Raw genomic sequence first — 22,448 nt, 5'->3', positions numbered from 1 at the left:
ATGCCGATCCCGGAATTCATTGTCGCTTTGCGCGAGAAGGTCGGTCATGCGCCGCTCTGGCTGTCCGGAGTGAGCGTCGTGATCCGCGACGACGACGGTCGGGTCCTGCTCACCCGCCGCGCCGACAACGGTCAGTGGGCCGTCGTGTCCGGCGTTCTCGAGCCTGGGGAGGAACCGTCGGCGGCGGCGGTGCGCGAGGCGAAGGAAGAAACCGGCGTCGACGCCGAATTGGTTCGGATCACGAGTGTCGATGTCACAGAGCCCATTACGTACCCCAACGGCGACGTGACTCAGTACCTCGACGTGTGTTTCCTGGCCAGGTGGACCGGCGGAGATGCACACGTGGCGGACGACGAAAACCTCGAGGTCGCGTGGTTCGCGCCGAGCGGATTGCCTTCGGACATGACGGAAACCTCGCGTCTGCGCCTCGCAAAAGCGTTGCTGGACAAGCCGGAAGCGTGGTTTCAGCGCTAGCCCGCTCTCAATACACGGCCGAAGCCCGATTCCCGCGTGTGCAGGAGTCGGGCTTCGGCGTGTAGGTCGCTCTCTAGAAATCCCAGTCGTCGTCTTCGGTGTTGACGGCCTTGCCGATGACGTAGGAGCTACCCGAGCCGGAGAAGAAGTCGTGATTCTCGTCCGCATTCGGTGAAAGTGCCGACAGGATAGCCGGATTGACGTCCGTCTCATCCTTCGGGAAGAGGCCTTCGTAGCCGAGATTGTTGAGCGCCTTGTTGGCGTTGTAGCGCAAGAACTTCTTGACATCCTCGGTCAGACCGACGCCGTCGTAGAGGTCCTGGGTGTAGTCGACCTCGTTCTCGTAGAGCTCGAAGAGCAGCTCGAACGTGTAGTTCTTGAGCTCTTCACGCTCGGCCTCGGTGAGCTGTTCGAGACCCTTCTGGTACTTGTAGCCGATGTAGTACCCGTGCACGGCCTCGTCGCGGATGATGAGGCGGATGAGGTCTGCGGTGTTGGTGAGCTTGGCTCGCGAGGACCAGTACATCGGCAGGTAGAAGCCGGAGTAGAAGAGGAAGCTCTCGAGGAGCGTCGATGCGACCTTACGCTTGAGCGGCGACTCACCGTTGTAGTAGTCGAGAACGATCTGCGCCTTGCGCTGCAGGTTCGGGTTCTCCTCCGACCAGCGGAACGCGTCGTCGATGTCCGGGGTGGAGCACAGCGTCGAGAAGATAGAGCTGTAGCTCTTCGCGTGCACCGATTCCATGAAGGCGATGTTGGTGTACACCGCTTCTTCGTGGGGAGTGATCGCGTCCGGGATGAGGCTGACGGCGCCGACGGTTCCCTGGATGGTGTCGAGCAGCGTCAGGCCCGTGAAGACGCGCATGGTGAGCTGCTGCTCCTGCGCGGTCAGCGTTCCCCAGGACGGGATGTCGTTGGAGACCGGCACCTTTTCGGGCAGCCAGAAGTTGCTGACGAGGCGATCCCATACCTCGGCGTCCTTCTCGTCCTGGACGCGATTCCAGTTGATGGCGGAAACGCGACTGACCAGCTTGACCATAATTCCTACCTAGCGAGAGAGATACTGCCGAATGTTGGCTTGCCTGAACACTACCCGTTGTGTCGGGTCCGCGATGCCAACACAACAACATGTGTCGCACGCGCCCCTCCACGAGTACAAAAAATGTGATATCAATTAAATATCACTTACCGATGGAAAGCGAGTGTCGCATGACCAGCACACCCACCGTGGCCGAGAAACCGACCGGTGTCGCCACCACAACGATCGCCGAACGCCCAGGCTGGGACCTGTCCGGCAGCTGGATGCTCCTCGGCGGCGTCCTTCTCTTCCTGGCCGGAATCGCGCTGTCCGTCGTTGGCGGAGTTCTGGGACTCTTCGCCCTGATTCCGGTCGGAGTGGTGCTGTTCATCGCGTCACTCCCCCTCCTGATGGGCCTGACCTTGGTGCAACCGAATCAAGCCCGAGTTCTGCAACTTCTCGGAAGCTCGTACAGCGGCACCTTGCGCACGCCGGGACTGCGATGGACAAATCCGCTGACGGTCCGTCGATCGATCTCGACGCGCATCCGAAACCATGAGACCGGTCAGGCGAAAGTGAACGACGCCGACGGCAATCCCATCGAGATCTCGGCGGTGGTCGTCTGGCAGGTGGCCGACACAGCGCTCGCCTCGTTCCAGGTGGACGATTACGAGGAGTTCGTCTCCGTACAGACCGAGGCGGCCGTCCGCCATATCGCCGGTAGCTACCCGTACGACGCCGAAGGCCGAGTCTCGTTGCGCGAGAACGCCGATATCATCACCACCACCTTGTCGGAGGAGGTTCACGCCCGCGTGCGTGCGGCGGGTGTCGAAGTTATCGAGACACGCATCAACAGGCTCTCGTATGCACCGGAGATCGCCAGCGCGATGCTTCGGCGCCAGCAAGCGGGTGCTGTGATAGCCGCCCGCAAGCAAATCGTCGAAGGCGCGGTGTCCATGGTCGACATGGCACTCAAGCAGCTCGAGGAAAAGCACGTCGTCGAACTCGACGAGGAACGCAAGGCCACGATGATCAGTAACCTTCTGGTCGTGCTGTGCGGCGACCGCGACGCACAACCGGTGCTCAACACCGGTTCGCTCTACCAGTAAAGGAAAGGCCACATGGCCACGGATCCAGCTCCGCGATCCGAGCGTAAGAAGATCCTTCTTCGGTTGGACCCAGCGGTACACGACGCCCTCGCCCGCTGGGCCGCCGACGATCTCCGAAGTACCAACGCCCAGATCGAGTTTCTCCTTCGGCGCGCACTCACCGAGCACGGTCGAATGCCGAAGAACGCCGGCAAGATGCACGGTCCCGGCCGCCCGCCGGCCTGATACCCCTGTGCGCCTTTTCGGTAGTAACCACTACCGAAAAGGCGCACGGGGGGCGGAGCCCTTTACAGCATGCAGGAAACGCAGCCCTCTACCTCGGTGCCTTCGAGTGCCATCTGACGCAGACGGATGTAGTACAGCGTCTTGATGCCCTTACGCCACGCGTAGATCTGCGCCTTGTTGATGTCGCGAGTGGTTGCGGTGTCCTTGAAGAACAGCGTCAGCGACAGGCCCTGGTCGACGTGTTGCGTTGCGGCAGCATAGGTGTCGACGATCTTCTCGTACCCGATTTCGTAGGCATCCTGGTAGTACTCCAGGTTGTCGTTGGTCAGGTAGGGCGCCGGGTAGTAGACGCGGCCGATCTTGCCTTCCTTGCGGATCTCGATCTTCGACGCCACCGGGTGGATGGAGCTGGTGGAGTAGTTGATGTACGAGATCGAGCCGGTCGGCGGGACGGCCTGAAGGTTCTGGTTGTAGATACCGTGCTTCTGAACCGAAGCCTTCAGCTCACGCCAGTCGTCCTGGGTGGGGATGTGCAGCTTCGCATCGGCGAAGAGTCCGCGAACCTTGTCGGTTGCCGGCTCCCAAGCCTGATCGGTGTACTTGTCGAAGAATTCACCCGAGGCGTACTTCGACTCCGGGAAACCCTTGAAGTACGAGCCGCGCTCGATGGCGATCTTGTTCGACGCACGCAGTGCGTGGAAGAGCACGGTGTAGAAGTAGATGTTCGTGAAGTCGATGCCTTCTTCGCTGCCGTAGAAGATCCGCTCACGAGCAAGGTATCCGTGCAGGTTCATCTGACCGAGGCCGATGGCGTGAGAGTCGTTGTTGCCCTGCTCGATCGACGGCACCGAGTAGATGTGCGTCTGGTCGGACACTGCCGTCAATCCGCGGATCGACACTTCGATGGTCTTGGCGAAGTCGGGCGAGTCCATGGTCTTCGCGATGTTCAGCGAACCCAGGTTGCAGGAGATGTCCTTGCCGACCTTCGAGTAGGACAGGTCGTCGTTGAACAGTGAAGGCGTCGAAACCTGCAGGATCTCCGAGCACAGGTTCGAGTGCGTGATCTTGCCCTCGATCGGGTTTGCCCGGTTCACCGTGTCCTCGAACATGATGTAGGGGTAGCCCGATTCGAACTGCAATTCGGCGACGGTCTGGAAGAACTCGCGAGCTTTGATCTTGGACTTGCGAATTCGCTTGTCGTCGACCATCTCGTAGTACTTCTCAGAGACGTTGATGTCGGAGAACGGAACTCCGTAGATGCGCTCGACGTCGTACGGCGAGAACAAGTACATGTCCTCGTTCTTCTTCGCCAGTTCGAACGTGATGTCCGGGATCACGACGCCGAGTGAGAGCGTCTTGATACGGATCTTCTCGTCGGCGTTCTCACGCTTGGTGTCGAGGAACCGGTAGATGTCGGGGTGGTGCGCATGCAGGTACACAGCACCGGCGCCCTGACGCGCACCCAACTGGTTGGCGTAGGAGAACGAGTCCTCGAGAAGCTTCATGATCGGGATGACACCCGAACTCTGGTTCTCGATCTTCTTGATCGGGGCGCCGTGCTCACGAACGTTGGTGAGCAGCAAGGCAACTCCGCCACCGCGCTTGGACAGCTGCAGTGCCGAGTTGATGGAGCGACCGATGGACTCCATGTTGTCTTCGATACGAAGCAGGAAGCAGGACACGGGCTCACCGCGCTGTTTCTTGCCCGAGTTCAGGAACGTCGGGGTGGCGGGCTGGAAGCGTCCGGCGATGATCTCGTCGACGAGTTCGACGGCCAGGTCTTCGTTGCCTGCGGCCAGGGTGAGCGCAACCATGCAGACACGATCTTCGAAACGCTCGAGGTAGCGCTTACCGTCGAAGGTCTTGAGCGTGTAGGAGGTGTAGTACTTGAATGCACCCAGGAACGTCGGGAAGCGGAACTTCTTGGCGTACGCGTGATCGATCAGGAACTTCACGAAAGTACGTGAGTACTGATCGAGAACCTCGGGCTCGTAATAGTTTTCCTCGACGAGGTAGTCCAGCTTCTCGTCGAGGTTGTGGAAGAACACGGTGTTCTGGTTGACGTGCTGCAAGAAGTACTGACGGGCTGCAGCGACATCCATCTCGAACTGGATCTCACCGTTGGCGCCGTACAGGTTGAGCATGGCGTTGAGTGCGTGGTAGTCGAGACCGTTGGTGGAATCGCCGCCGCGCGCATCACGCTCTACGCTTCCTGCCGCGATCGTGTCAGTGATGGTTGGCGCCACTGCCCGTGCTCCTTCTCTGTTTCGAGATGATTCCAGAACTCCCCCAAGCCTTCTCGTACCCGGTCGACGTCCTCGGCAGTGCCCATGAGTTCGAACCGGTATAGAAAAGGAACGTGGCATTTCTGGGAAATGATGTTTCCTGCATAGCAAAAGGACTCACCGAAATTGGTGTTTCCCGCCGCGATCACTGCTCTGATCAACGACCTGTTGTGTGGATTGTTCAAAAAACGAATGACCGGCTTCGGTACATAACTGGTGTCGCGCCCTGTCACGGTGACCCCGCCACCATAGGTGGGCAGAATCAGCACATAGGGCTCGTCTACACGAAATGAGCCGTCACGGTCATGGATAGGTATACGTGTCGCAGGCAGGCCGAGACGTTGAACGAATCGGTGGGTGTTCTCCGACACGCTGGAAAAATAGACCAGCGAAGTCATCGGTTGTCACCATTTTCTTGTACGGTGCCCGGAACTACTCAGATGTGTCGGCGGAGGTGTCCACCGCCGACACTGCGGCGCTTCAAGCAGCGACGGTCAGGGTCTTGATGCGATCGGGACGGAAGCCCGACCAGTGATCTTCACCGGCAACCACGATGGGTGCCTGGAGGTACCCGAGAGCCATGACGTAGTCGCGGGCTTCGGCATCCTCGGTGATGTCGATGACGTTGTATTCGAGACCGGCCTTGTCCAGGGCGCGGTAGGTGGCATTGCACTGAACGCAAGCGGGCTTGGTGTAGACGGTGATGCTCATGAGAGTCCCTCTTTCGCTTAGCCAACAAAGGCCGATGTAGTGATGTTCAGCACCGATACGACCGATTGCCGGAGTCTCGCTCAAGGCGTTCCGCGTTGTGGTCTCTCAGTGCTCAAGACACTACACCTAGTGGCCGACAGAAACACATAACGCGAGATGTTGTGAGTCACATCGTTGGAATTCCCAGGTCGCCCCAGTTCAGCGCCTTCATTTCCCGGCGCGTCGGCGTGTCGCGCGTCACAGTTTCTTTTTGTGCTCGCCAGCCTCTCGGAGCCGCGCCACGGACCTACCATGAGCGTCGTGGAAACACCCCCGAAGGACGAGGCTCCACGCCACGAGGCAACCGTGACGAGAACACAGCAGGTGACACCGTTGATGCGCAGAATCACCTTCGGTGGGGAGGGCCTGAGCGACTTCGAGACGAGCGGGAGCCCCGACGAACGGGTGCTCGTCAGATTCCCCCTCGATCCCCCTCACGCCCGTAGTTACACGGTCCGGCGCTGGCAGCCGTCGAAGAACGAACTGGAGATCGACTTCGTTCTCCACGGCCACGGCGGCGCGGCACTCTGGGCCGCGACTGCGCAACCGGGCGAGACCGTTCACCTCTCGACGGCGAGCGGGTGGTTCACGCCGCCGGCAGGTTGCGACTGGCTGCTGATGGTCGCCGATCACGCCGCCCTGCCCGCGATCGGGCGAATTCTCGAAGAAGCACCCGACGGTCTACCGATCCACGTCATCGCGCAGGTACCCGCGCCGAGTGAACGGCAGACGTTCACGACGCGCGCCGACGCTCACTACCGATGGATCGAGGAATCGGACTCGCTGCTCGCCGAATTGGCCGGCGCTGCCCTGCCCCCCGGCGAGGGCTACATCTGGTGTGCAGTCGAGGCCGCGGCCGCCAGACGCATCCGCACCCACCTGCGTCGAACATGGGAAATCCCGGCAAACCGCATGCACGTGATGGGTTACTGGCGGGAGGACAAGGAGAACTGGGAGCGTCGGTACGCCGCCGTCGCCGACCGTATCGATGCTGCGATGGGCGAAGCGATGATGGCCGGCAAGGATTTCGAGTCGGTTCGCGACGCGGTCGACGACGCGATGGAACGCGAAGGGCTCTAGCGCGCATACGAGTGAGGACCACACCTTCCGGCATGGCCCTCATTCGTGAAACGGATTACGCGTTGACGAGCTGCTTGCCGGCGTCGACGAGGTCGGAGACGACCTTGGAGACCTGAGCGAGCACCTCTGCGTTCTCACGCGGGTGCAGCTCACCGAACAGTGCGCCGGTTCCACCGATGCTCAGTGCAGTGTCCTCGACGACCTTGCCGCCGGCGATACGGACTGCCTTGGTGGTGTCTTCGTGTGCCCACTTGGCGCCGTTGCCGCTGGGCGAAGCGCTGATGACTGCGACAGCCTTGTCCTTGACTGCACCGACACCGTACGGACGCGAGATCCAGTCGATGGCGTTCTTCAGAACTGCGGGAATGGTGCCGTTGTACTCGGGGGTGACGAGCAGGAACGCGTCCGCGTCGCTCGCAGCAGAGCGCAGTGCGTCGACAGCGGGGATTGAAGCACCCTCGACGTCGATGTCTTCGTTGTAGAAGGGGACGTCGGCGAGGCCTTCGAAGACCGTCAGCGTGGCACCCTCGGGTGCGGCGGACACAGCCGTCTCGGCAAGCTGGCGGTTGACGGATCCGGCGCGCAGGCTGCCGACGAGAACGAGAACATTGGTCTGTGACATAGCGAGTTTCCTTCGAGAGTGGTGCGGTTGGTGGCTCCGGTTGAAAGTTATATCAACTAAACGGACCGCGGTCCACTTACATTCCCCGGCCCTGTAACCTGATTCCGTGAGCGCAATCCCCCTCCCCCAGATCGGCGCCGCGCCGGTCGAGCGCGGTGACGCAGCACGTAACCGCGTACTTCTGCTCGACGCCGCAGCCCTCCTCGTTGCCGAGCGAGGTGTCGACGCGGTGACGATGGATGCTGTCGCGTGCCGGGCCGGTGTGGGCAAGGGCACAGTTTTTCGGCGCTTCGGCAATCGATCGGGACTGATGCAGGCACTGCTCGATCACACCGAGCGAGAACTGCAGCAGGCATTCATGTTCGGCCCCCCACCGTTGGGTCCGGGCGCGCCGCCGATCGAGCGCCTCATCGCGTTCGGACGAGCCCGGATTGCCATGGTGGAAGTACAGGGCGAAGTCCTCCGAGCAGCGGAAAACGCTCCTGAATACCGCTTCGGCGGTCCGGCCCGGGCGCTCGGCATCGCTCACGTCATCGGGCTTCTTCGAGGAGCCGGCGTCGAGGGCGACCTCGATCTGCTCGCTTCAGCACTGTTGGCACCACTCGAAGCGTCGCTCGTCCTTCATCAGGTGCGCGATCTCGGGATGACCACCGAGCGTCTGGCCGCCGGCTGGGAAGACCTTGCCCGGCGCGTTACTCGATGTTGACTCCCCCGATCCGTCCCACCACTTAATGTGAGCCCATGCGCATCGCAGCTGCCGTCATCGGCCTCCTGACCATCGCCGCGGTAAGCGGTTGCTCCGCTTCGTCCGACTCCCCCGAGGACAAGACGGATCCCTCCGGTCGTGTGTTCATCTCGACCTCCGTGGATGGAACACAAATTCCCGGCGGCGGCCCGCTGACTCTCGACTTCAGCCAGGCCGGTCGAGTGTCCGCGAGCGCCGGATGCAACACGGCAAACGGTTCGGTCGAGTTCACCGACGGCAAGCTGACCACCGGCACCATGGCGTCGACCATGATGGGCTGCCCTCCCGGCATCGCCGAATCCGACTCCTGGACAACAACATTGCTGACCGCCGCGCCGGCGTGGAGCCTCGACGGCGACACCCTCGTCCTGACATCGAAGGACGCCACAGTCACCCTGCAGGACAAAAAAATCGTCACGCCGGATCGACCGCTGCAGGGCACGACGTGGACTGTCACGTCCCTCATCAGTCCCGATGCGATCAGTACGAGCCTGGCTCTGGAGACGTCAGCTCCCGAACTGACGATTGCCGCAGACGGTTCGGTCAGCGGGAGCACCGGATGCAATCGCATGACCGGAAGCGCCCAGACGTCCGACACCACAGTCACGTTCACGCCGATGGCAACCACGCGTATGGCTTGCCCCGAGGAGAACATGGACATCGAGCGCCAGATCCTGGCGGTGCTCGACGGCGAAGTGAGCTACACCGTCGACGCCGACACGCTGACCCTGCGCAAGCCCGACGACACCGGATTGATACTGACTGCGCAGGCTTGACCAGACGCTGCAGGCTCGATCAGACGTTGTCAAGCAGCCAGCGCCCCAACTCGCGGGCGCTGGCATCGATCATCGCGGGCCAGTCCAAGGCCGAGTCGTCCGCGTGATCGCTGACGTGTTTGACGAGTCGGCAGGTAGCACCCGCAGCCTGCGCGGCGAATGCGATGGCAAACCCCTCCATGTCGACCAGATCGGCTCGCTGTGCAAGGGCGTCCCGGGTTGCAGCGTCGGCGATGAATGCGTCGCCGGTCGCCAACACCGAGTCGTCACCGCCGGCGAGCACCAAACGGTCCGCGACGTCGTGCCCCAGCGCTCGGATCGCGGTGCTGCTGATGTCGTGATTGATGACGACGCCGGGAACATAGAGGCCGCCGTGGTGCGCGTGCAGCGCACCGGCTGTCCCGATGTTGACGACCAGCGGCAGATCATCCCGCTCGTACCGCGCGAGAGCAGAGGCGACTGCTGTTGCAGCACTGACCTTTCCAATCCCCGTGATCAGCAGTTCGCATCCTTGCGGCACGTATGCCGCTTCCGACTTCGTCGCACTGACCACCAGAACGTTGTTCGCACTCATGTGCGCGACCGTACCGCCCCGGATACGGTGGCACTGCACGCGCCTGCTCACATCGCTAGAGTCCATTCATGGCCACACTGCGTGAAAGCATCATCGAAGAACTCGGCACAAAGCCGACAATCGACGCCGCAGCGGAGGTTCGCGCGCGAGTCCAGTTCCTGAAGGACTACGTGCGCTCGACCCCCGCCAAAGGGTTCGTTCTGGGAATCAGCGGCGGTCAGGACAGCACGCTCGCCGGAGCCCTCGCCCAACGCGCGGTCACGGAACTTCGCGAAGAAGGCCACGAGGCCGAGTTCGTCGCCGTTCGACTCCCCTATGGCGCTCAGGCCGACGAATCCGACGCTCAGATCGCGCTCGGCTTCATCAAGCCGGACCGCTCTCTCACGGTCAACGTCAAGCCTGGCGCCGACGCGACGGCCCGTGAGGCCTCCGAGGCGCTGGGAAACGGCGAACTACGCGACTTCGTCCGCGGCAACATCAAGGCGCGCGAACGAATGGTCATCCAGTATGCGATTGCCGGTCAGCTCGGCTACCTCGTGATCGGTACCGACCACGCCGCAGAAGCGATTACCGGCTTCTTCACGAAATTCGGTGACGGCGGTGTCGACATCACGCCGCTCACCGGCTTGAGCAAACGCCAGGGCGCTGCATTGCTGCAGGAATTGGGCGCACCCGAGAGCACGTGGCGCAAGGTGCCGACCGCCGACCTCGAGGACGACCGACCCGCGCTACCCGACGAAGTTGCCCTCGGCGTCACGTACTCACAGATAGACGACTACCTCGAAGGAAAGGACGTTTCCTCCGAGGTAGCCGAGAAGCTCGAGAAGATGTTCACCAACACTCGTCACAAGCGCACGGTGCCGGTCACACCCCTCGATGACTGGTGGAAGTAACTCCTACCAGAGCTCTTACCAGCGACTAGCTACCGAACAGGCTGCCGAAGACGTCGCCCAGCGAACCCGTTCCCGAAGCCGGATCCTTCTTCGCGAAGTTGGTGGTGCATCCGTTGAACTGCACTGCATCGACCAGCGTCGACGTGGCGGCGGAACCGGTGCCCACACTGACGCCGTAGTGGTCGACTACCGCGTTCGGGTTCGCGGCGACGATGTCAGCCAAAGGCACTGACACGCGGTCCTTGGCGCCGTCGATGTTTTGAGTGCTCCACCACACGCCCTTCTGGAGATCCGCGTGAACGCCGCCGTCAGCCGTCGGCGTGGCGTCGGGTCCCGGGACCCACACCAGGGTGGTGAATCCGTTCTCGAACTTTCCGCCGGTCGTTCCGGTGAGGCGGAGCTGGAACGCCGCAGTCGGCGTGGCGGCGCGCTCGGCAAAGCCGATCGCCTTGCCGACTGCGTCGGACAACTTGATACCGCCGGCCGAATGGTAGGAAACCGAACGATCGCCGGTACCGTCGACGGCCAGCTTCAGTGAACCGTCCTTGTCGAGAACGTTGTCGGCCGAGTACGACGCGGTCTGATCCTTCTCGTCGGTGAACGGGATGCCCCAACCGTTCGGCGTCGCTTCGGTGGACAGGGTCGAGCAGGAGGCTTCCGGCGCAGAAGAGTCGAGAGAACCGGTGGACGGAAGCGCAGTAGCAATTGCCGGAGCGGTGAGTGCAGCTGCCCCGAGGAGTGCTACGACGACTCCGACACGGCGCGTGGAATTAATCGACATTGAAATACCTTTCACATATCCCGAGTGGAATTGCGCCAAAATTAACACATGTCGACAATTACCAACAGCGAAGGTATTTCTTTTGTCATCCAAACAGATGACAATTCACCTTGGCAATTCGAAGTGCATTCGCTCCCCCAAAAGTAGGAGAAACTAAACAAAACGACCAATGCTGGACAATTGACCAACAATGGAGAAAACGGAGATAGATGCCACTTGAGCTGGAGTGATCAAGATATGAATATTTGGACCGGCAAACCGAAAAAGGATAATACGTCGGCAGCCCACAAATAGCTACGCCGGCAATTCTCGGACTAGCCTCCAGCGAAAGGCGGAAGAATATCGACAGCGCTACCGGAGGCTCGAGAGACGTCGCGGGTCAACTCGTCACCGACGAGGAAAGCCGAGACCGACAGCACTCGCTCCATCTCCGGTCCGTATCGCCCGACCAGCACCGCCACCAACTCGGCAAGTGTGTTGTCAGGCGAGATGGCGACTACCTCGCTACGGCAACCGGATACATCCGCTGCAGCAGCAAAGTAACGAACCGAGATCGAATGCGGATCAGCCACCAATCGCTCCCATACTTCTTTCCGGCGGAACGAAGTCCGCGGCGTCGATGCCGTGCCCAGCCCACTTGTTCCACATCGCACCGCGCCACAAATCCGCTAGTTCGTCGTCACTTGCTCCGGCCCTGAGCGCGGCACGCAGATCAACTTCACGGTCACTGAACAAACATGACCGAATTGTTCCCTCTGCGGTCATTCGCGTCCGATCGCATTCACTGCAGAACGAGCGGGTCACGGAAGCGATGATCCCTACCGTCATCGTGGTCCCGTCGACACGCCATTCTTCGGCAGGAGCCGACGGATCTTCACGGCCGATTGCTTCCAATTCGAAACGGCTTCCCAAAACGGACAATAATTCAGCCGCGGTCACCATGTTCTCGCGTGCCCATGCATGGTCTGCGTCCAGAGGCATTTGCTCGATAAAGCGCAATTCGACGCCGGCTTCGAGGCACCACTGCAAAAGATCCGCCGCGCCGTGGAGCGTTTCACGCATCAGCACCGCATTGATCTTCAGTGGCGCGAGCCCGGCCGCAGCTGCCGCTCGAATTCCCGCGAGAACGGACGGCAACCTGTCTCGACGCGTCAATTCAGCGAAATGGGCGCGATCAACCGAATCCAGGGAAACATTCACGCGAGTCAAACCAGCTGCAGCCAGCTTTGCGGCACGATGTTCGAGCCCAACGGCGTTGGTAGTCATGGAAAGTGGAATTCCTGGCACGCGCGCGGCGCACCCCCCGATGATCTTTTCGAGGTCACTACGCATCAGCGGTTCGCCGCCGGTGAATCTCACCTCGCGAATACCGACTCGTTCGACGCCGATTCCGACTACTCGAATGATCTCGTCGGCACTCAGAAGATCTTCCGCAGCGATGGCCGGCAAGCCTTCCTCCGGCATGCAATACGTGCAACGAAGTGAACACTTCTCGGTGATCGAGACTCGCAGATCTCTGGCAACACGCCCGAACCTGTCGACCAGGAGATCCGTCTCGGGACGACCGGCGAGGGAGGCAGCGTCGAACCGCACGGTGGGAATTCCCATCGAGACCACTGTCATCACTTCACCAACTTCCGTATTGCTCCAGTATGACCGAAAGCCGTACTCCGTGTGTCGGACGGACCACACCGCCTAGGATCAAAACATGTCGAGGTTGTCGAGGTTACTGTCATGAGCGCGCGTTCGGTCGAGGAACACGCGTCGCACATCTCCGGATTGCTCACCGGCCTGCACACCCTCTCTCCGACGGCAGTTCCGACGGCAGAAGCGTTGGGGCGCATAACTTGCTCGGATATCGCATCGCCGGTAGACCTGCCACTCTTCCGCAACTCGCAGATGGACGGGTATGCCGTCGATGCTGCTTCTGTGGCCTCGGTTCCGACCACACTGACGGTTCGAGGCGTGATCGCCGCTGGAAGCGGAAAACCACCGAAACACCTTCCAGGATCGGCATTTCGCATCATGACCGGTGCTCCGCTCCCCGAGGGTGCCGACGCCGTTGTTCCGGTCGAGGACACAACGGGTGTCACCGAGCACGTCGTCACGATCGAACGGGGCAGGTCGGTAGGCGAATTCGTACGCGAACGTGGCAGCGACATCACCGCCGGAATGCTACTGGTCACGGCCGGAACGCACTTGGAACCTCGCCATATCGCCGCGCTGAGTGCTGTGGGCCTGGCCTCGCTCGACACCTACACGAAGCCACGGGTCGCGATAATTACGACGGGCGCCGAACTGAAAAGTGCCGGAACAACTCTCGAACCCGGTGAGATCTACGATTCCAACGGTCCAGCTTTGGCAACATTGGCCGAAGCCAACGGCGCCGATGTCGTATCCGTCGCCCGAAGCAGCGACGACCCCGCCGAGTTCCGCGAATTGCTCTCGTACGCAACCTCGGTCGCTGATCTGGTGTTCACCTCCGGCGGAGTGTCCATGGGCGACTTCGAGGTGGTGAAGGAAACTCTCACGCCTCTGGGAGCACACTTCGGCCACGTCGCAATGCAGCCGGGCGGTCCGCAAGGCACTGCAGTGGTGAACGAAGTGCCGGTACTGAGCTTCCCGGGCAACCCGGTCAGCACGATGGTCTCGTTCGAGGTCTTCGCCCGCGGCGAACTGCGCCGGGCCGCGGGTCTGCCCGAGATCCCGCGCGAACGGCTGCCACTTACTGCACCGCTGCGTTCGGTGGATGGCAAGCGGCAGTTCCTGCGGGCACGCAGAACTGCGGACGGAATCGAACTCGTTGCCGGACCCGGATCGCACCTTGTTGCAGCCATGGCGTGGGCCGACGTCCTGATCGACATCCCCGCCGCCGTGACCGAGCTCGGCGCGGGCGATCTCGTCGACGTCGTCCCGCTCTCGACTTCCTCGATCTGATTCACTCGATCTGATTCAAAGGACACTGATGACCGAATTGACACACGTCGACAGCGAGGGCCGAGCGCGCATGGTCGACGTCAGCGCCAAGGCCGAGACGACGCGTATCGCCGTCGCCGCCGGCGAACTCGTCACGACCGCCGAGGTAGTTCGCCTCGTCCGCGCCGACGGCATGCCCAAGGCTGATGTCCTCACCACCGCGCGCATCGCCGGAATCGCCGGTGCGAAGAAGACCTCCGAACTGATCCCGCTGTGTCATCAACTCGCGCTCTCGTCGGTCAAGGTGGAATTCGGGTTCACCGAAACATCGATCACCGTCGAGGCGACGGCGAAGACTCGCGGACAGACCGGCGTCGAGATGGAAGCACTCACCGCCGTCGCGGTAGCCGGCCTGACCTTGCACGACATGGTCAAAGCGGTGGACCCCGGAGCTACCATGAACGGTGTTCGTCTGCTCACCAAAGACGGTGGTAAGCGCGGACATTGGACCCGCGACACTCAGAACGCACAGACAGCTCCGGCGCACACCTTCACCTCGGCACGGTCCGCGACCGTCCTCGTGGCTTCCACCGGCGGTGCGAACGGCACCAGACCCGACACCACCGGGCCGACGATCGCAGCCTGGCTACGCGAGCGGGACTTCGAGGTGCGTGGACCGCTTGTGTACGCCGACGCAGACATCGCGGCGGGCATCGCTGACGCCAAGGAGGGCTCCCCGTCGCTTGTCATCAGCACCGGCGGCACCGGTGCTTCCCCCACGGATGCCACCCCGGAAGCTACCCGGGCAGTCTTGACCCGTGAGTTGCCCGGCGTCGCAGAAGCGATCCGGACCAAGGGCCTCGAGAAGACCCCGCACGCGTCACTGAGCCGCGGTGTGGCAGGTCTCACAGGTACGACGGTCATCGTCAATCTTCCGGGTTCTCCCGGTGGAGTGAAGGACGGTCTCGCCGTCCTCGAACCCATCATCGATCACCTGCTCGCGCAGGTCGCAGGCGGAGGAGCGCACGATGAGTGAGCTACTGGCTCGGATCTCCGAGCAACCGATTCACGCAGACACCGTCGACGCCGCCGTTGCCGGTCCGAAGAACGGCGCTGTTGTGGTGTTCACGGGAACGGTGCGCAATCACGATGGAGGTCAAGCGGTTTCGGCGTTGGAGTACCAAGCGCATCCGGATGCCGAACGCTTCCTCGAGACGTGCTGCCAAGAGGTTGCGGCCTCGACCGGCCTGCCGGTTGCTGCGATCCATCGCGTCGGTCACCTCGAGATCGGTGATCTCGCGCTGGTCGCCGCCGTCGCCGCGCCGCATCGAGCGGAGGCGTTTGCCGCGTGCGCCGAACTGGTGGAGCGCATCAAGCACGAGGTACCGATCTGGAAGCGGCAACACTTCGCGAACGGCGTCTCCGAATGGGTCGGGTTGTAGGTCGAACGCTCCGGGAAGGTAGAGTTGCGATCACTAGGTGCCTGAAATCGGGCATCCAGCGTCGTAGAACGCAAATTTTCTTGCTGAGTGCTCAATGCACCCGCTCTTCTTACGGCGAAGAAGCCTGCCGACCGGCAGCGCCGCCACCACTGTGCTTGATTGTTCGACCGGTTAATTCCCGTGTCGGCATCCGGGCACGAACACGTGCCCGAAAGGCTCTGAACACACTTGTCTGACATCTCTACGCCCGCTACCACCTTCGCAGCCCTCGGTGTGCGCGCACCGCTGGTGAAAGCTCTCGAAGACGGCGGAATCACTTCTCCGTTCCCGATCCAGATCGACACCCTCCCCGACACTCTCTCGGGGCGCGACGTACTGGGCCGCGGAAAGACCGGAAGCGGCAAGACCCTCGCGTTCTCCATCCCCATGGTCTCCCGCCTCGCCGGCGAACTGTCCGGAGGAAAGCGTCGTCCGGGTCGACCGCTCGGCCTGGTGCTCGCACCGACGCGTGAGCTCGCCACCCAGATCACCGCAACCCTCGAACCGTTGGCCGCCGCATACGACTTGCGCGTGACCACGATCTTCGGTGGTGTCTCGCAGCACCGCCAGGTTCAGGCTCTCAAGGCCGGAGTCGACATCGTCGTCGCCTGCCCCGGTCGCCTCGAAGACCTCATGAAGCAGAAGTTCGTCAGTCTCGACGCCGTCGAGATCACCGTGCTCGACGAGGCCGACCACATGGCCGACCTCGGCTTCCTGCCCGTCGTCACCCGCATCCTCTCGTCCACCCCGCAGGACGGGCAGCGTCTACTGTTCTCGGCAACGCTGGACAACGGCGTCGACAAGCTCGTCAAGCGTTTCCTCAAGAACGAGGTCATGCATTCGGTCGACGAGGCCAACTCCCCCGTCGCCGCAATGACGCACCACGTGTTCGACGTCGACGGCGTCGAAGCCAAGAAGGCTCTGGTCGAGAAGCTCGCTTCCGGTACCGGTCGTCGCATCCTGTTCATGCGCACCAAGCACCAGGCTCGCAAGTTGGCTCGCCAGCTCACCGAGTCGGGCATCCCGTCCGTTGACCTTCACGGCAACCTCTCGCAGGCTGCTCGCGACCGTAACCTGGCGGCATTCTCCGCCGGTGAAGCGCGCGTCCTCGTCGCCACCGACGTCGCAGCGCGTGGCGTCCACGTCGACGACGTCGAGTTGGTCGTCCACGTCGATCCGCCGGCCGAGCACAAGGCTTACCTGCACCGCAGTGGTCGCACCGCTCGCGCAGGCAGCGCCGGCGACGTGGTCACCGTGGTTCTGCCCGAGCAGCGTAAGGATCTTGCGATCCTCATGCGCAAGGCAGCCATCAAGGTGACCCCGGTCCGTTCGACTGCCAACTCCGAGCACGTCGTCAAGTTGGTCGGCGACATCGCACCGCACGTCACGCCGGCTCCGAAGGCTCCTGCCCAGCCCAACGGTGGACGCGGACAGCGTCCCGCCGGCCAGGGTGGACGCGGCGGCGCAGCACGTTCGGGTCAGGCTCGCTCCGGACAGGGCGGTCAGTCACGCGGTGCTCGCACCGGCGGAGCTGCCCGTCAGGAACATGCCGGTGGTGGCGCTCGCCGTCCCCGCACCGGCGGCGGCGCTCGCACCGCAGGCTCCACCGGTGGCCGTCCCGCACGCTAGGCCACCGGTACAACTCAATAGGTTTCGTAATGGACAGCGTCGGCCAGTGGCCGGCGCTGTCGCCATCCGAAGCGTTCGAGATCCGGAACCTGTTGAAACTCGGTCACCTTGCCGACGCACAGCCACGCAATGGGGCGAACGGGTGACGGAATGCCCATGAGTTCGGTGAGGTACTTCTCGTCGTAGAACGAAACCCAGCCGATGCCGATCTCCTCGGCTACCGCGGCGAGCCACAAATTCTGAATTGCCAGCACCGCCGAGAACAGCCCGGTGTCGTCGACGGTATGACGGCCGAGGATGTTCGGGCCACCGCGCGACGGGTCGTAAGTGACGACGATGCCGGTACCACTCTCGGCGATTCCCTCGATCTTGATGGGGTCGAACGTCGAGCGGCGATCCTCGGGCAAGGATTGCGCGAATTTCACCCGGGCATCGGCGACGTGTGCCGCGAAGGTGTCGAGCGTCTCCGGATTACGAACGACGACAAAATCCCACGGTTGCGTGTTTCCCACGCTCGGCGCGCGATGGGCGGCGTCGAGAATGCGCATCAGAGTTTCGTCGGGGACGATCTCTCCCGAGAACTCGGCGCGAACGTCTCGCCGTCGCCGAATCGCTTCGTACACGGATACAGCTGATTCACTCACGCCCCGACGGTATAGCGGTGCAATCCCAGCATGGCGTCGGGGTGCGGTTCGACCGTTTCTTCGCGCACGCAGGCGCGGAGCGCGCTGCCGACCGCCCCCGAATCCATCCCGGTACCGATCACGACCAGTTGCGTGGTTCGAGGTTCGCCCGACTTCCATCGCAGCGGCGTGATCCGGACATGATCACCCACCGATTGGATCTCGAATTTTCCTGTGTAGCCCGGAATCTCGAAGTTCACGAAGCCCTTGATGCGGTAAACACCCGACGGCTGATTCTCGAGAAAGTGCGTCAAGGCCCTGGCATCGAGAGGCGTCTCCGATGCGAAATCAACCGATTCGTAGCGGTGGTGCAGGTGATCGTGATGACACGAGCCGTCCTCGTGATCGTCGTCGTGCCCGTCGCGCAGGAGCTCGTCGAGGCTCAGTTGATCGCCCGGAGCCGGAGGGGTCACCTCGCCGGTATCGAACAACAGAGCGGGGTCTATCCGCGAGTGCGAGGTTTCCACCATCGGCGCTCGCGGATTCAACTTACGAATTTCGGCCGTGAATCGCTCGCGTTCGGCGACCGGAACGCTGTCGATCTTGTTGACTACCACCAGGTCTGCCAGGCGGGCATGTTGATCGAGCTCGGGATGTTCGCGGCGAACGGTGGAGAAATTGGCTCCGTCGACCAGGACCACCAAGCCGCCGTAGACGACAGACGGGTTCTCACTTCCGAGGACGAGTCGAATCATGTTCCGCGGCTCGGCAAGCCCGCTGGCCTCGATGACGATCACGTCGATCCCGGACTGCCGGTGCGCCAACTTGTTCAGCATCTCGTCCATGTCCGAGACGTCGACAGCGCAGCACAAACAGCCGTTGCTGAGAGAGACCATCGAATCGACCTGACCGGCGACCATCATCGAGTCGATGTTGACGGAGCCGAAGTCGTTGACGATCACGCCGATGCGTACACCGTCGTTGTTACGCAGAAGATGGTTGAGCAGCGTCGTCTTGCCCGAACCGAGAAAGCCTGCGACGACTATTACGGGAATCTGCTTCTTCGCCACCACACAACCTTCCGAAACCACACGTACCGATCAGTGATCGTAGTGGAGTGTGGCTCCGGAAGGTTCACGCTGACAGCAGACTCACACCGTGCAGAGCGGACGGATGTCCGACGTGCCCTCGGTGGTCGGTGACGTCAGGATCGTGCATGCGTTGTATCCACGGGATTCGGCGACCCGGCGGATCTCACTCCAGCCTGCCGCGTCGATGACCGCCGACCGTGAGAGCACGAACCCGGAAAGCCTGAGCGGATCGCCCACCAGTGCCCACGAATAGTCGTCGGCAATGTAGGTGACGATGTAGTTGGGTGGGCCGTCCAAGCTTTCCTGTGAGGGCACCCCGGGGAAGCTCACATGCAACTGGGCACCCGTTGCTGGATCGGTAACTCGGGCATTCCCGACGATCTCGTTGGCTTGACCGGTCCACGTCGTACACGTGTTCTTCACGCTCACGTTCGTGGAATCGACAATCCCGTAACTCGCCCGGGTGTCCTTCGCGCACGCGAGGTTGAAGGGCTGAGGAATCGCCGCCACCTGGTTCCATTCCCCTACGTAGCGCGCGACGTCCAGGTTCGCCACCGGCTGCAAGGGTTCCCAGATTGGGCTCGCCTGCGCGGTTCCCGAAAACATCGTCGCTGCGGCGCACACTCCCGCAATCGCAATCGCACTTCGCCCCGACCACTTCATGTCACTGCTCCTCGTCTGTACAACGCTCGATCGGCATTGGTTCCTCAAGGCATTCGGAGCTGACGGACTGGAGGATGGGGCGGTATGTAAAACTACTTTTGGTTTGTTATGGACCTACTTCACAAACCTTATGTAGTCTTTGCTAAAAGATAGCTGAAAGTCGGACGGAGCTACTGTGATGAAGGTTGTCGACTTAGGTCTAGAACGCACTCGCTATGCAGTCATCGACGAGACGATCGAGTCGAGGTGGCGCCGAGTCACCTCTATGCAGCACGACGCCGTTGCCGTCGTGACTCCGCGCGACCGGATCACTTTCGCCGAACTCGAACTCCGAACCGACGCATTGGTCCGCGAACTTCGCCTACGTGGGTCACACGGGGCACGCCCGGTTGCGGTCGATCTCGAACCAACGGCCGAGTCGGTGCCCGCCATCCTCGCCACTCTGATTTCCGGTCGGCCCTTGGTCATGATCGACCCACAACTCCCCGAGGCCCGCCGAGCGCACATCATGAGCACCTCGGGCGCCGTCGCGCTGCAGTCGATACTCGACGAGTCTGCTGCGACGGGCTTCAGATTCGACAGCGCGCTGGAACCATCGAGTTCCGACCCTGCCATGATCGCGTTCACGTCAGGCACCAGCGGGGCGCCCAAGGGAGTCGTGTTGAGCCACTCCATGTGCCTGAACAAGGCCGACGAACTTGCCGCAGCAATCGACCTGCGACCCGATGATCACATCGGGAACCTGTTGCCCGTCAGTTTCGGAGCCGGAATCACGGCCCTGATCATGGGCCTGATGAACGGAGTCACGGTCTTCTGCTGGGATCCACGTATCGACGGCGTCTCGGGAATCGACGACTGGCTGATCGAGAATTCGATCACGACCACGCACTGTGCGCCGTCCTTTCTGCGGGCGTGGTCGGATCTCGATTGCGATGCAGCAAATGATGATTCGATCGGTTCCCTACGCGTCGTCGTAACGTACGGAGAAGCAGTTCACGGCGAGGACTACGCGCGCCATCGCAGTCACGGCTTCGCTCGCGTCACGTACGTCAACTGGCTGGCCACCACCGAGACCGGTGTCGTCGCGTACAACGCGTTCCCACCACATTCCGAACTACCCGTCGGAGTGGTACCCGCCGGACGTGCTCGCGACGGCAAGGACGTACAGATCGTCGATGTGAACGGCGTGCCTCTCCCCGACGGAGAGATCGGAGAGATTCAGGTTGTCTCCAGTGATCTTGCCGACGGATACCACGGCGACCCGGATCGAACTGCAACACGATTCACGCGACTGGGCGACGGAGTGAGCATCTACCGGACCGGTGACCGGGGCCGCATCGACGAACGCGGAGAACTGCAACTGCGGGGACGCGTCGACGACGCCGTCAAGATTCGGGGCTACCTGGTGGAGCCGATGGAAGTCGAGGCGCATATTCGTCGAATTCCAGGCGTCGCCGATGTTTTCGTGGCCGTCGTCCTCGAGAACGATCGACCGGAGATCGTCGCCTACGTGGTCCTGACCAAAGCCGTGATGGCACGGTCGGGCGCCGAGATGCGGCGCGAATTGGCGACATATCTGCCGGCCTGGATGCTCCCCCGACATTTTGTTCTGATGCCGGCGTTGCCCCGCAACGAAAGAGGAAAGGTCGATCGAACAGCGCTGCCCTCCGTCGAGGTGCGGTCCACTCCACCGACTCTCGCCGGGCCCGCCGAATTGTGGTTGTCCTCGATCTGGGAGTCGATTCTCGGTATCGACTCCATCGACCGTGAGGACGACTTCTTCGAACTCGGCGGCGATTCGCTTGCTTCAACCGAAGTGGTGGCAAAGATTCACGACATGTTCCGGATCCAGATCACGGCGGCGGAGTTCGCGGCCGCCAGTACCGTCAAAGGCCTTGCAGCGCTGGTGGATCGGCGCAGAATCGATCCCGATGATCGCGTCTGTCACAACACGATGGTGCCACTGAAGCTCGAAGGCTCCGGGCGACCGCTGTTCATCATGAACGGAGCGGGGTGCCCATCGACGACGCTGTCCACCTTGTCGAAAGCGCTTCACACCGATCGGCCGGTTTACGCACTTCAGCCACACGGCTTCGAATCTCGCGGACTACCCGACCGGTCGGTGAAAGCAAGCGCCCGCCGTTTCATTTTCGAAATCAAGAAGATTCAGCCCACCGGGCCATACCTCCTCGCCGGATACTCGTACGGCGGCTACGTGGCGCTGGAAATGGCGACACAGCTGTCCGAGTCAGGTGACACTGTCGAACACGTCACCGTTCTCGACACCAGAATCTCCACCGAGGCTGCCGTACGACTGGCTGGTCGAGCGGGCATCACTTTGGATCCGTCGATCGTCGACCTTGCACCACAACCATCCACCAATGCCCGCTGGAAGCCGACCAGACGCACCGTCGCGGCCATGTGGATCCGCACGCTGTTCGCCGGCATTCTGCAGTACCCGCCGGCCACCCAGTGGACCGTGTTCCTCTACATCGGAGGCCAGGCGCTCCGGAAGCATCGGATACGAGCATGCGCCGCGCCCGTCACCGTGATCCGTGGGGCCACCAACAACCGTGGACGCGAGATCTGGTCACTCATTGCCACGGGCTCACTGGATTTCGACGACGTCGACGCGTGCCACGAAGACGTCGTCCGCCAACCGTACGTCCGCAAGACTGCGGCGATCATCGATCGAGTCTGTGATCGAGCGTGA

Annotated in this window: 24 protein-coding genes; 12 read left to right on the top strand and 12 right to left on the bottom strand. The window is 62.0% G+C overall.

Going from position 1 to position 22,448, the window contains the following annotated elements:
* Positions 1 to 474: an NUDIX hydrolase gene (locus tag BH682_RS11405; protein ID WP_058038596.1), complete on the top strand. Its 474-nt coding sequence runs from the start codon at positions 1 to 3 to the stop codon at positions 472 to 474.
* Positions 475 to 547: 73 nt separating this feature from the next.
* Here the strand turns inward: BH682_RS11405 and nrdF are convergent, their stop codons facing one another.
* Entirely contained in the window at positions 548 to 1,513 is a 966-nt protein-coding gene (gene nrdF, locus BH682_RS11400; protein WP_003944744.1) for a class 1b ribonucleoside-diphosphate reductase subunit beta, read from the bottom strand.
* 170 nt (positions 1,514 to 1,683) lie between these two features.
* On the opposite strand from nrdF, the gene BH682_RS11395 reads away from it, so the two are divergent.
* Positions 1,684 to 2,601, top strand: a complete 918-nt coding sequence (locus BH682_RS11395; RefSeq protein ID WP_003944699.1) for an SPFH domain-containing protein — start codon at positions 1,684 to 1,686, stop codon at positions 2,599 to 2,601.
* Positions 2,602 to 2,613: 12 nt separating this feature from the next.
* Positions 2,614 to 2,826, top strand: a complete 213-nt coding sequence (locus BH682_RS11390) for a hypothetical protein (protein ID WP_003944723.1) — start codon at positions 2,614 to 2,616, stop codon at positions 2,824 to 2,826.
* 62 nt (positions 2,827 to 2,888) lie between these two features.
* On the opposite strand, the gene nrdE is transcribed toward BH682_RS11390, so the two are convergent.
* From nrdE to nrdH, 3 genes are all read right to left on the bottom strand, one after another.
* On the bottom strand, positions 2,889 to 5,072 hold the full coding sequence (gene nrdE, locus BH682_RS11385) for a class 1b ribonucleoside-diphosphate reductase subunit alpha (protein ID WP_003944756.1): 2,184 nt from the start codon (positions 5,070 to 5,072) through the stop codon (positions 2,889 to 2,891).
* The gene (gene nrdI, locus BH682_RS11380; RefSeq protein ID WP_003944767.1) at positions 5,030 to 5,509 is read right to left on the bottom strand and encodes a class Ib ribonucleoside-diphosphate reductase assembly flavoprotein NrdI; all 480 of its coding nucleotides are present in this window, start codon (positions 5,507 to 5,509) and stop codon (positions 5,030 to 5,032) included. The genes nrdE and nrdI overlap by 43 nt, the downstream gene beginning before the upstream one ends.
* Positions 5,510 to 5,591: 82 nt before the next feature.
* Positions 5,592 to 5,822 (bottom strand): glutaredoxin-like protein NrdH, encoded by a 231-nt coding sequence (nrdH, locus tag BH682_RS11375; RefSeq protein WP_003944717.1) that lies wholly within the window; start codon positions 5,820 to 5,822, stop codon positions 5,592 to 5,594.
* 291 nt (positions 5,823 to 6,113) lie between these two features.
* Between nrdH and BH682_RS11370 the strand changes: the two genes are divergently transcribed.
* The gene (locus BH682_RS11370; protein ID WP_075832917.1) at positions 6,114 to 6,941 is read left to right on the top strand and encodes a siderophore-interacting protein; all 828 of its coding nucleotides are present in this window, start codon (positions 6,114 to 6,116) and stop codon (positions 6,939 to 6,941) included.
* Positions 6,942 to 6,996: 55 nt separating this feature from the next.
* On the opposite strand, the gene BH682_RS11365 is transcribed toward BH682_RS11370, so the two are convergent.
* A complete protein-coding gene (locus tag BH682_RS11365) occupies positions 6,997 to 7,563 on the bottom strand; it encodes an NAD(P)H-dependent oxidoreductase (RefSeq protein ID WP_030534957.1) in 567 nt (188 codons plus the stop codon).
* Positions 7,564 to 7,669: 106 nt separating this feature from the next.
* Between BH682_RS11365 and BH682_RS11360 the strand changes: the two genes are divergently transcribed.
* Positions 7,670 to 8,269 carry a TetR/AcrR family transcriptional regulator gene (locus BH682_RS11360; RefSeq protein WP_003944690.1) on the top strand — a complete coding sequence of 200 codons (600 nt, stop codon included), beginning with the start codon at positions 7,670 to 7,672 and terminating at the stop codon, positions 8,267 to 8,269.
* 35 nt (positions 8,270 to 8,304) lie between these two features.
* Positions 8,305 to 9,084, top strand: coding sequence for an META domain-containing protein (locus BH682_RS11355; protein WP_054187783.1), 780 nt, complete (start codon positions 8,305 to 8,307; stop codon positions 9,082 to 9,084).
* A gap of 19 nt (positions 9,085 to 9,103) precedes the next feature.
* Here the strand turns inward: BH682_RS11355 and BH682_RS11350 are convergent, their stop codons facing one another.
* Positions 9,104 to 9,658 carry a nucleosidase gene (locus BH682_RS11350; protein ID WP_065352914.1) on the bottom strand — a complete coding sequence of 185 codons (555 nt, stop codon included), beginning with the start codon at positions 9,656 to 9,658 and terminating at the stop codon, positions 9,104 to 9,106.
* A 68-nt stretch (positions 9,659 to 9,726) separates the two neighbouring features.
* Between BH682_RS11350 and nadE the strand changes: the two genes are divergently transcribed.
* Positions 9,727 to 10,551, top strand: coding sequence for an ammonia-dependent NAD(+) synthetase (gene nadE, locus BH682_RS11345; protein WP_003944695.1), 825 nt, complete (start codon positions 9,727 to 9,729; stop codon positions 10,549 to 10,551).
* Positions 10,552 to 10,576: 25 nt separating this feature from the next.
* On the opposite strand, the gene BH682_RS11340 is transcribed toward nadE, so the two are convergent.
* The 3 genes from BH682_RS11340 to moaA all read right to left on the bottom strand — a co-directional run bounded on the left by BH682_RS11340 (position 10,577) and on the right by moaA (position 12,955).
* Positions 10,577 to 11,332, bottom strand: a complete 756-nt coding sequence (locus BH682_RS11340) for a hypothetical protein (protein WP_075832915.1) — start codon at positions 11,330 to 11,332, stop codon at positions 10,577 to 10,579.
* A 314-nt stretch (positions 11,333 to 11,646) separates the two neighbouring features.
* The gene (locus tag BH682_RS11335; RefSeq protein WP_003944706.1) at positions 11,647 to 11,904 is read right to left on the bottom strand and encodes a MoaD/ThiS family protein; all 258 of its coding nucleotides are present in this window, start codon (positions 11,902 to 11,904) and stop codon (positions 11,647 to 11,649) included.
* Entirely contained in the window at positions 11,897 to 12,955 is a 1,059-nt protein-coding gene (gene moaA, locus BH682_RS11330) for a GTP 3',8-cyclase MoaA (protein ID WP_047271625.1), read from the bottom strand. The genes BH682_RS11335 and moaA overlap by 8 nt, the downstream gene beginning before the upstream one ends.
* Before the next feature lie 111 nt (positions 12,956 to 13,066).
* On the opposite strand from moaA, the gene BH682_RS11325 reads away from it, so the two are divergent.
* The 4 genes from BH682_RS11325 (at position 13,067) to BH682_RS11310 (ending at position 17,358) form a co-directional block, all read left to right on the top strand.
* A complete protein-coding gene (locus tag BH682_RS11325) occupies positions 13,067 to 14,269 on the top strand; it encodes a molybdopterin molybdotransferase MoeA (protein ID WP_003944714.1) in 1,203 nt (400 codons plus the stop codon).
* 28 nt (positions 14,270 to 14,297) lie between these two features.
* Entirely contained in the window at positions 14,298 to 15,284 is a 987-nt protein-coding gene (gene moaCB, locus BH682_RS11320; protein WP_075832914.1) for a bifunctional molybdenum cofactor biosynthesis protein MoaC/MoaB, read from the top strand.
* Positions 15,277 to 15,690, top strand: coding sequence for a molybdenum cofactor biosynthesis protein MoaE (locus tag BH682_RS11315; RefSeq protein ID WP_003944730.1), 414 nt, complete (start codon positions 15,277 to 15,279; stop codon positions 15,688 to 15,690). Before moaCB ends, BH682_RS11315 begins: the two co-directional genes overlap by 8 nt.
* Positions 15,691 to 15,918: 228 nt before the next feature.
* Complete coding sequence (locus BH682_RS11310; RefSeq protein WP_042450056.1) at positions 15,919 to 17,358, top strand: DEAD/DEAH box helicase; 1,440 nt, start codon at positions 15,919 to 15,921, stop codon at positions 17,356 to 17,358.
* A 14-nt stretch (positions 17,359 to 17,372) separates the two neighbouring features.
* Here the strand turns inward: BH682_RS11310 and bluB are convergent, their stop codons facing one another.
* The 3 genes from bluB to BH682_RS11295 form a co-directional block, all read right to left on the bottom strand.
* A complete protein-coding gene (bluB, locus tag BH682_RS11305) occupies positions 17,373 to 18,002 on the bottom strand; it encodes a 5,6-dimethylbenzimidazole synthase (protein ID WP_007731309.1) in 630 nt (209 codons plus the stop codon).
* Complete coding sequence (locus BH682_RS11300; RefSeq protein WP_075832913.1) at positions 17,999 to 19,051, bottom strand: CobW family GTP-binding protein; 1,053 nt, start codon at positions 19,049 to 19,051, stop codon at positions 17,999 to 18,001. The genes bluB and BH682_RS11300 overlap by 4 nt, the downstream gene beginning before the upstream one ends.
* 81 nt (positions 19,052 to 19,132) lie before the next feature.
* Entirely contained in the window at positions 19,133 to 19,735 is a 603-nt protein-coding gene (locus BH682_RS11295; protein WP_007731307.1) for a lipocalin family protein, read from the bottom strand.
* Between the two features lie 178 nt (positions 19,736 to 19,913).
* Between BH682_RS11295 and BH682_RS11290 the strand changes: the two genes are divergently transcribed.
* The gene (locus BH682_RS11290; RefSeq protein ID WP_075832910.1) at positions 19,914 to 22,448 is read left to right on the top strand and encodes an alpha/beta fold hydrolase; all 2,535 of its coding nucleotides are present in this window, start codon (positions 19,914 to 19,916) and stop codon (positions 22,446 to 22,448) included.

Origin of the sequence: Rhodococcus sp. YL-1, from assembly GCF_001942025.1 — a bacterium.
Lineage (GTDB): Bacteria > Actinomycetota > Actinomycetes > Mycobacteriales > Mycobacteriaceae > Rhodococcus_F > Rhodococcus_F qingshengii.
Note: the sequence above shows the minus strand (reverse complement) of the source record. Positions and strands in the feature narration are given on the sequence as shown.

Bases quoted from the DNA above. Each gene is read 5' to 3' on its own strand.
- BH682_RS11405 (WP_058038596.1), top strand. From the start codon at position 1: ATGCCGATCCCGGAATTCATTGTCGCTTTGCGCGAGAAGGTCGGTCAT.
- nrdF (WP_003944744.1), bottom strand. From the start codon at position 1,513: ATGGTCAAGCTGGTCAGTCGCGTTTCCGCCATCAACTGGAATCGCGTC.
- BH682_RS11395 (WP_003944699.1), top strand. From the start codon at position 1,684: ATGACCAGCACACCCACCGTGGCCGAGAAACCGACCGGTGTCGCCACC.
- BH682_RS11390 (WP_003944723.1), top strand. From the start codon at position 2,614: ATGGCCACGGATCCAGCTCCGCGATCCGAGCGTAAGAAGATCCTTCTT.
- nrdI (WP_003944767.1), bottom strand. From the start codon at position 5,509: ATGACTTCGCTGGTCTATTTTTCCAGCGTGTCGGAGAACACCCACCGA.
- nrdH (WP_003944717.1), bottom strand. From the start codon at position 5,822: ATGAGCATCACCGTCTACACCAAGCCCGCTTGCGTTCAGTGCAATGCC.
- BH682_RS11370 (WP_075832917.1), top strand. From the start codon at position 6,114: ATGAGCGTCGTGGAAACACCCCCGAAGGACGAGGCTCCACGCCACGAG.
- BH682_RS11365 (WP_030534957.1), bottom strand. From the start codon at position 7,563: ATGTCACAGACCAATGTTCTCGTTCTCGTCGGCAGCCTGCGCGCCGGA.
- BH682_RS11355 (WP_054187783.1), top strand. From the start codon at position 8,305: ATGCGCATCGCAGCTGCCGTCATCGGCCTCCTGACCATCGCCGCGGTA.
- BH682_RS11350 (WP_065352914.1), bottom strand. From the start codon at position 9,658: ATGAGTGCGAACAACGTTCTGGTGGTCAGTGCGACGAAGTCGGAAGCG.
- nadE (WP_003944695.1), top strand. From the start codon at position 9,727: ATGGCCACACTGCGTGAAAGCATCATCGAAGAACTCGGCACAAAGCCG.
- BH682_RS11340 (WP_075832915.1), bottom strand. From the start codon at position 11,332: ATGTCGATTAATTCCACGCGCCGTGTCGGAGTCGTCGTAGCACTCCTC.
- moaA (WP_047271625.1), bottom strand. From the start codon at position 12,955: ATGACAGTGGTCTCGATGGGAATTCCCACCGTGCGGTTCGACGCTGCC.
- BH682_RS11325 (WP_003944714.1), top strand. From the start codon at position 13,067: ATGAGCGCGCGTTCGGTCGAGGAACACGCGTCGCACATCTCCGGATTG.
- moaCB (WP_075832914.1), top strand. From the start codon at position 14,298: ATGACCGAATTGACACACGTCGACAGCGAGGGCCGAGCGCGCATGGTC.
- BH682_RS11315 (WP_003944730.1), top strand. From the start codon at position 15,277: ATGAGTGAGCTACTGGCTCGGATCTCCGAGCAACCGATTCACGCAGAC.
- BH682_RS11295 (WP_007731307.1), bottom strand. From the start codon at position 19,735: ATGAAGTGGTCGGGGCGAAGTGCGATTGCGATTGCGGGAGTGTGCGCC.
- BH682_RS11290 (WP_075832910.1), top strand. From the start codon at position 19,914: ATGAAGGTTGTCGACTTAGGTCTAGAACGCACTCGCTATGCAGTCATC.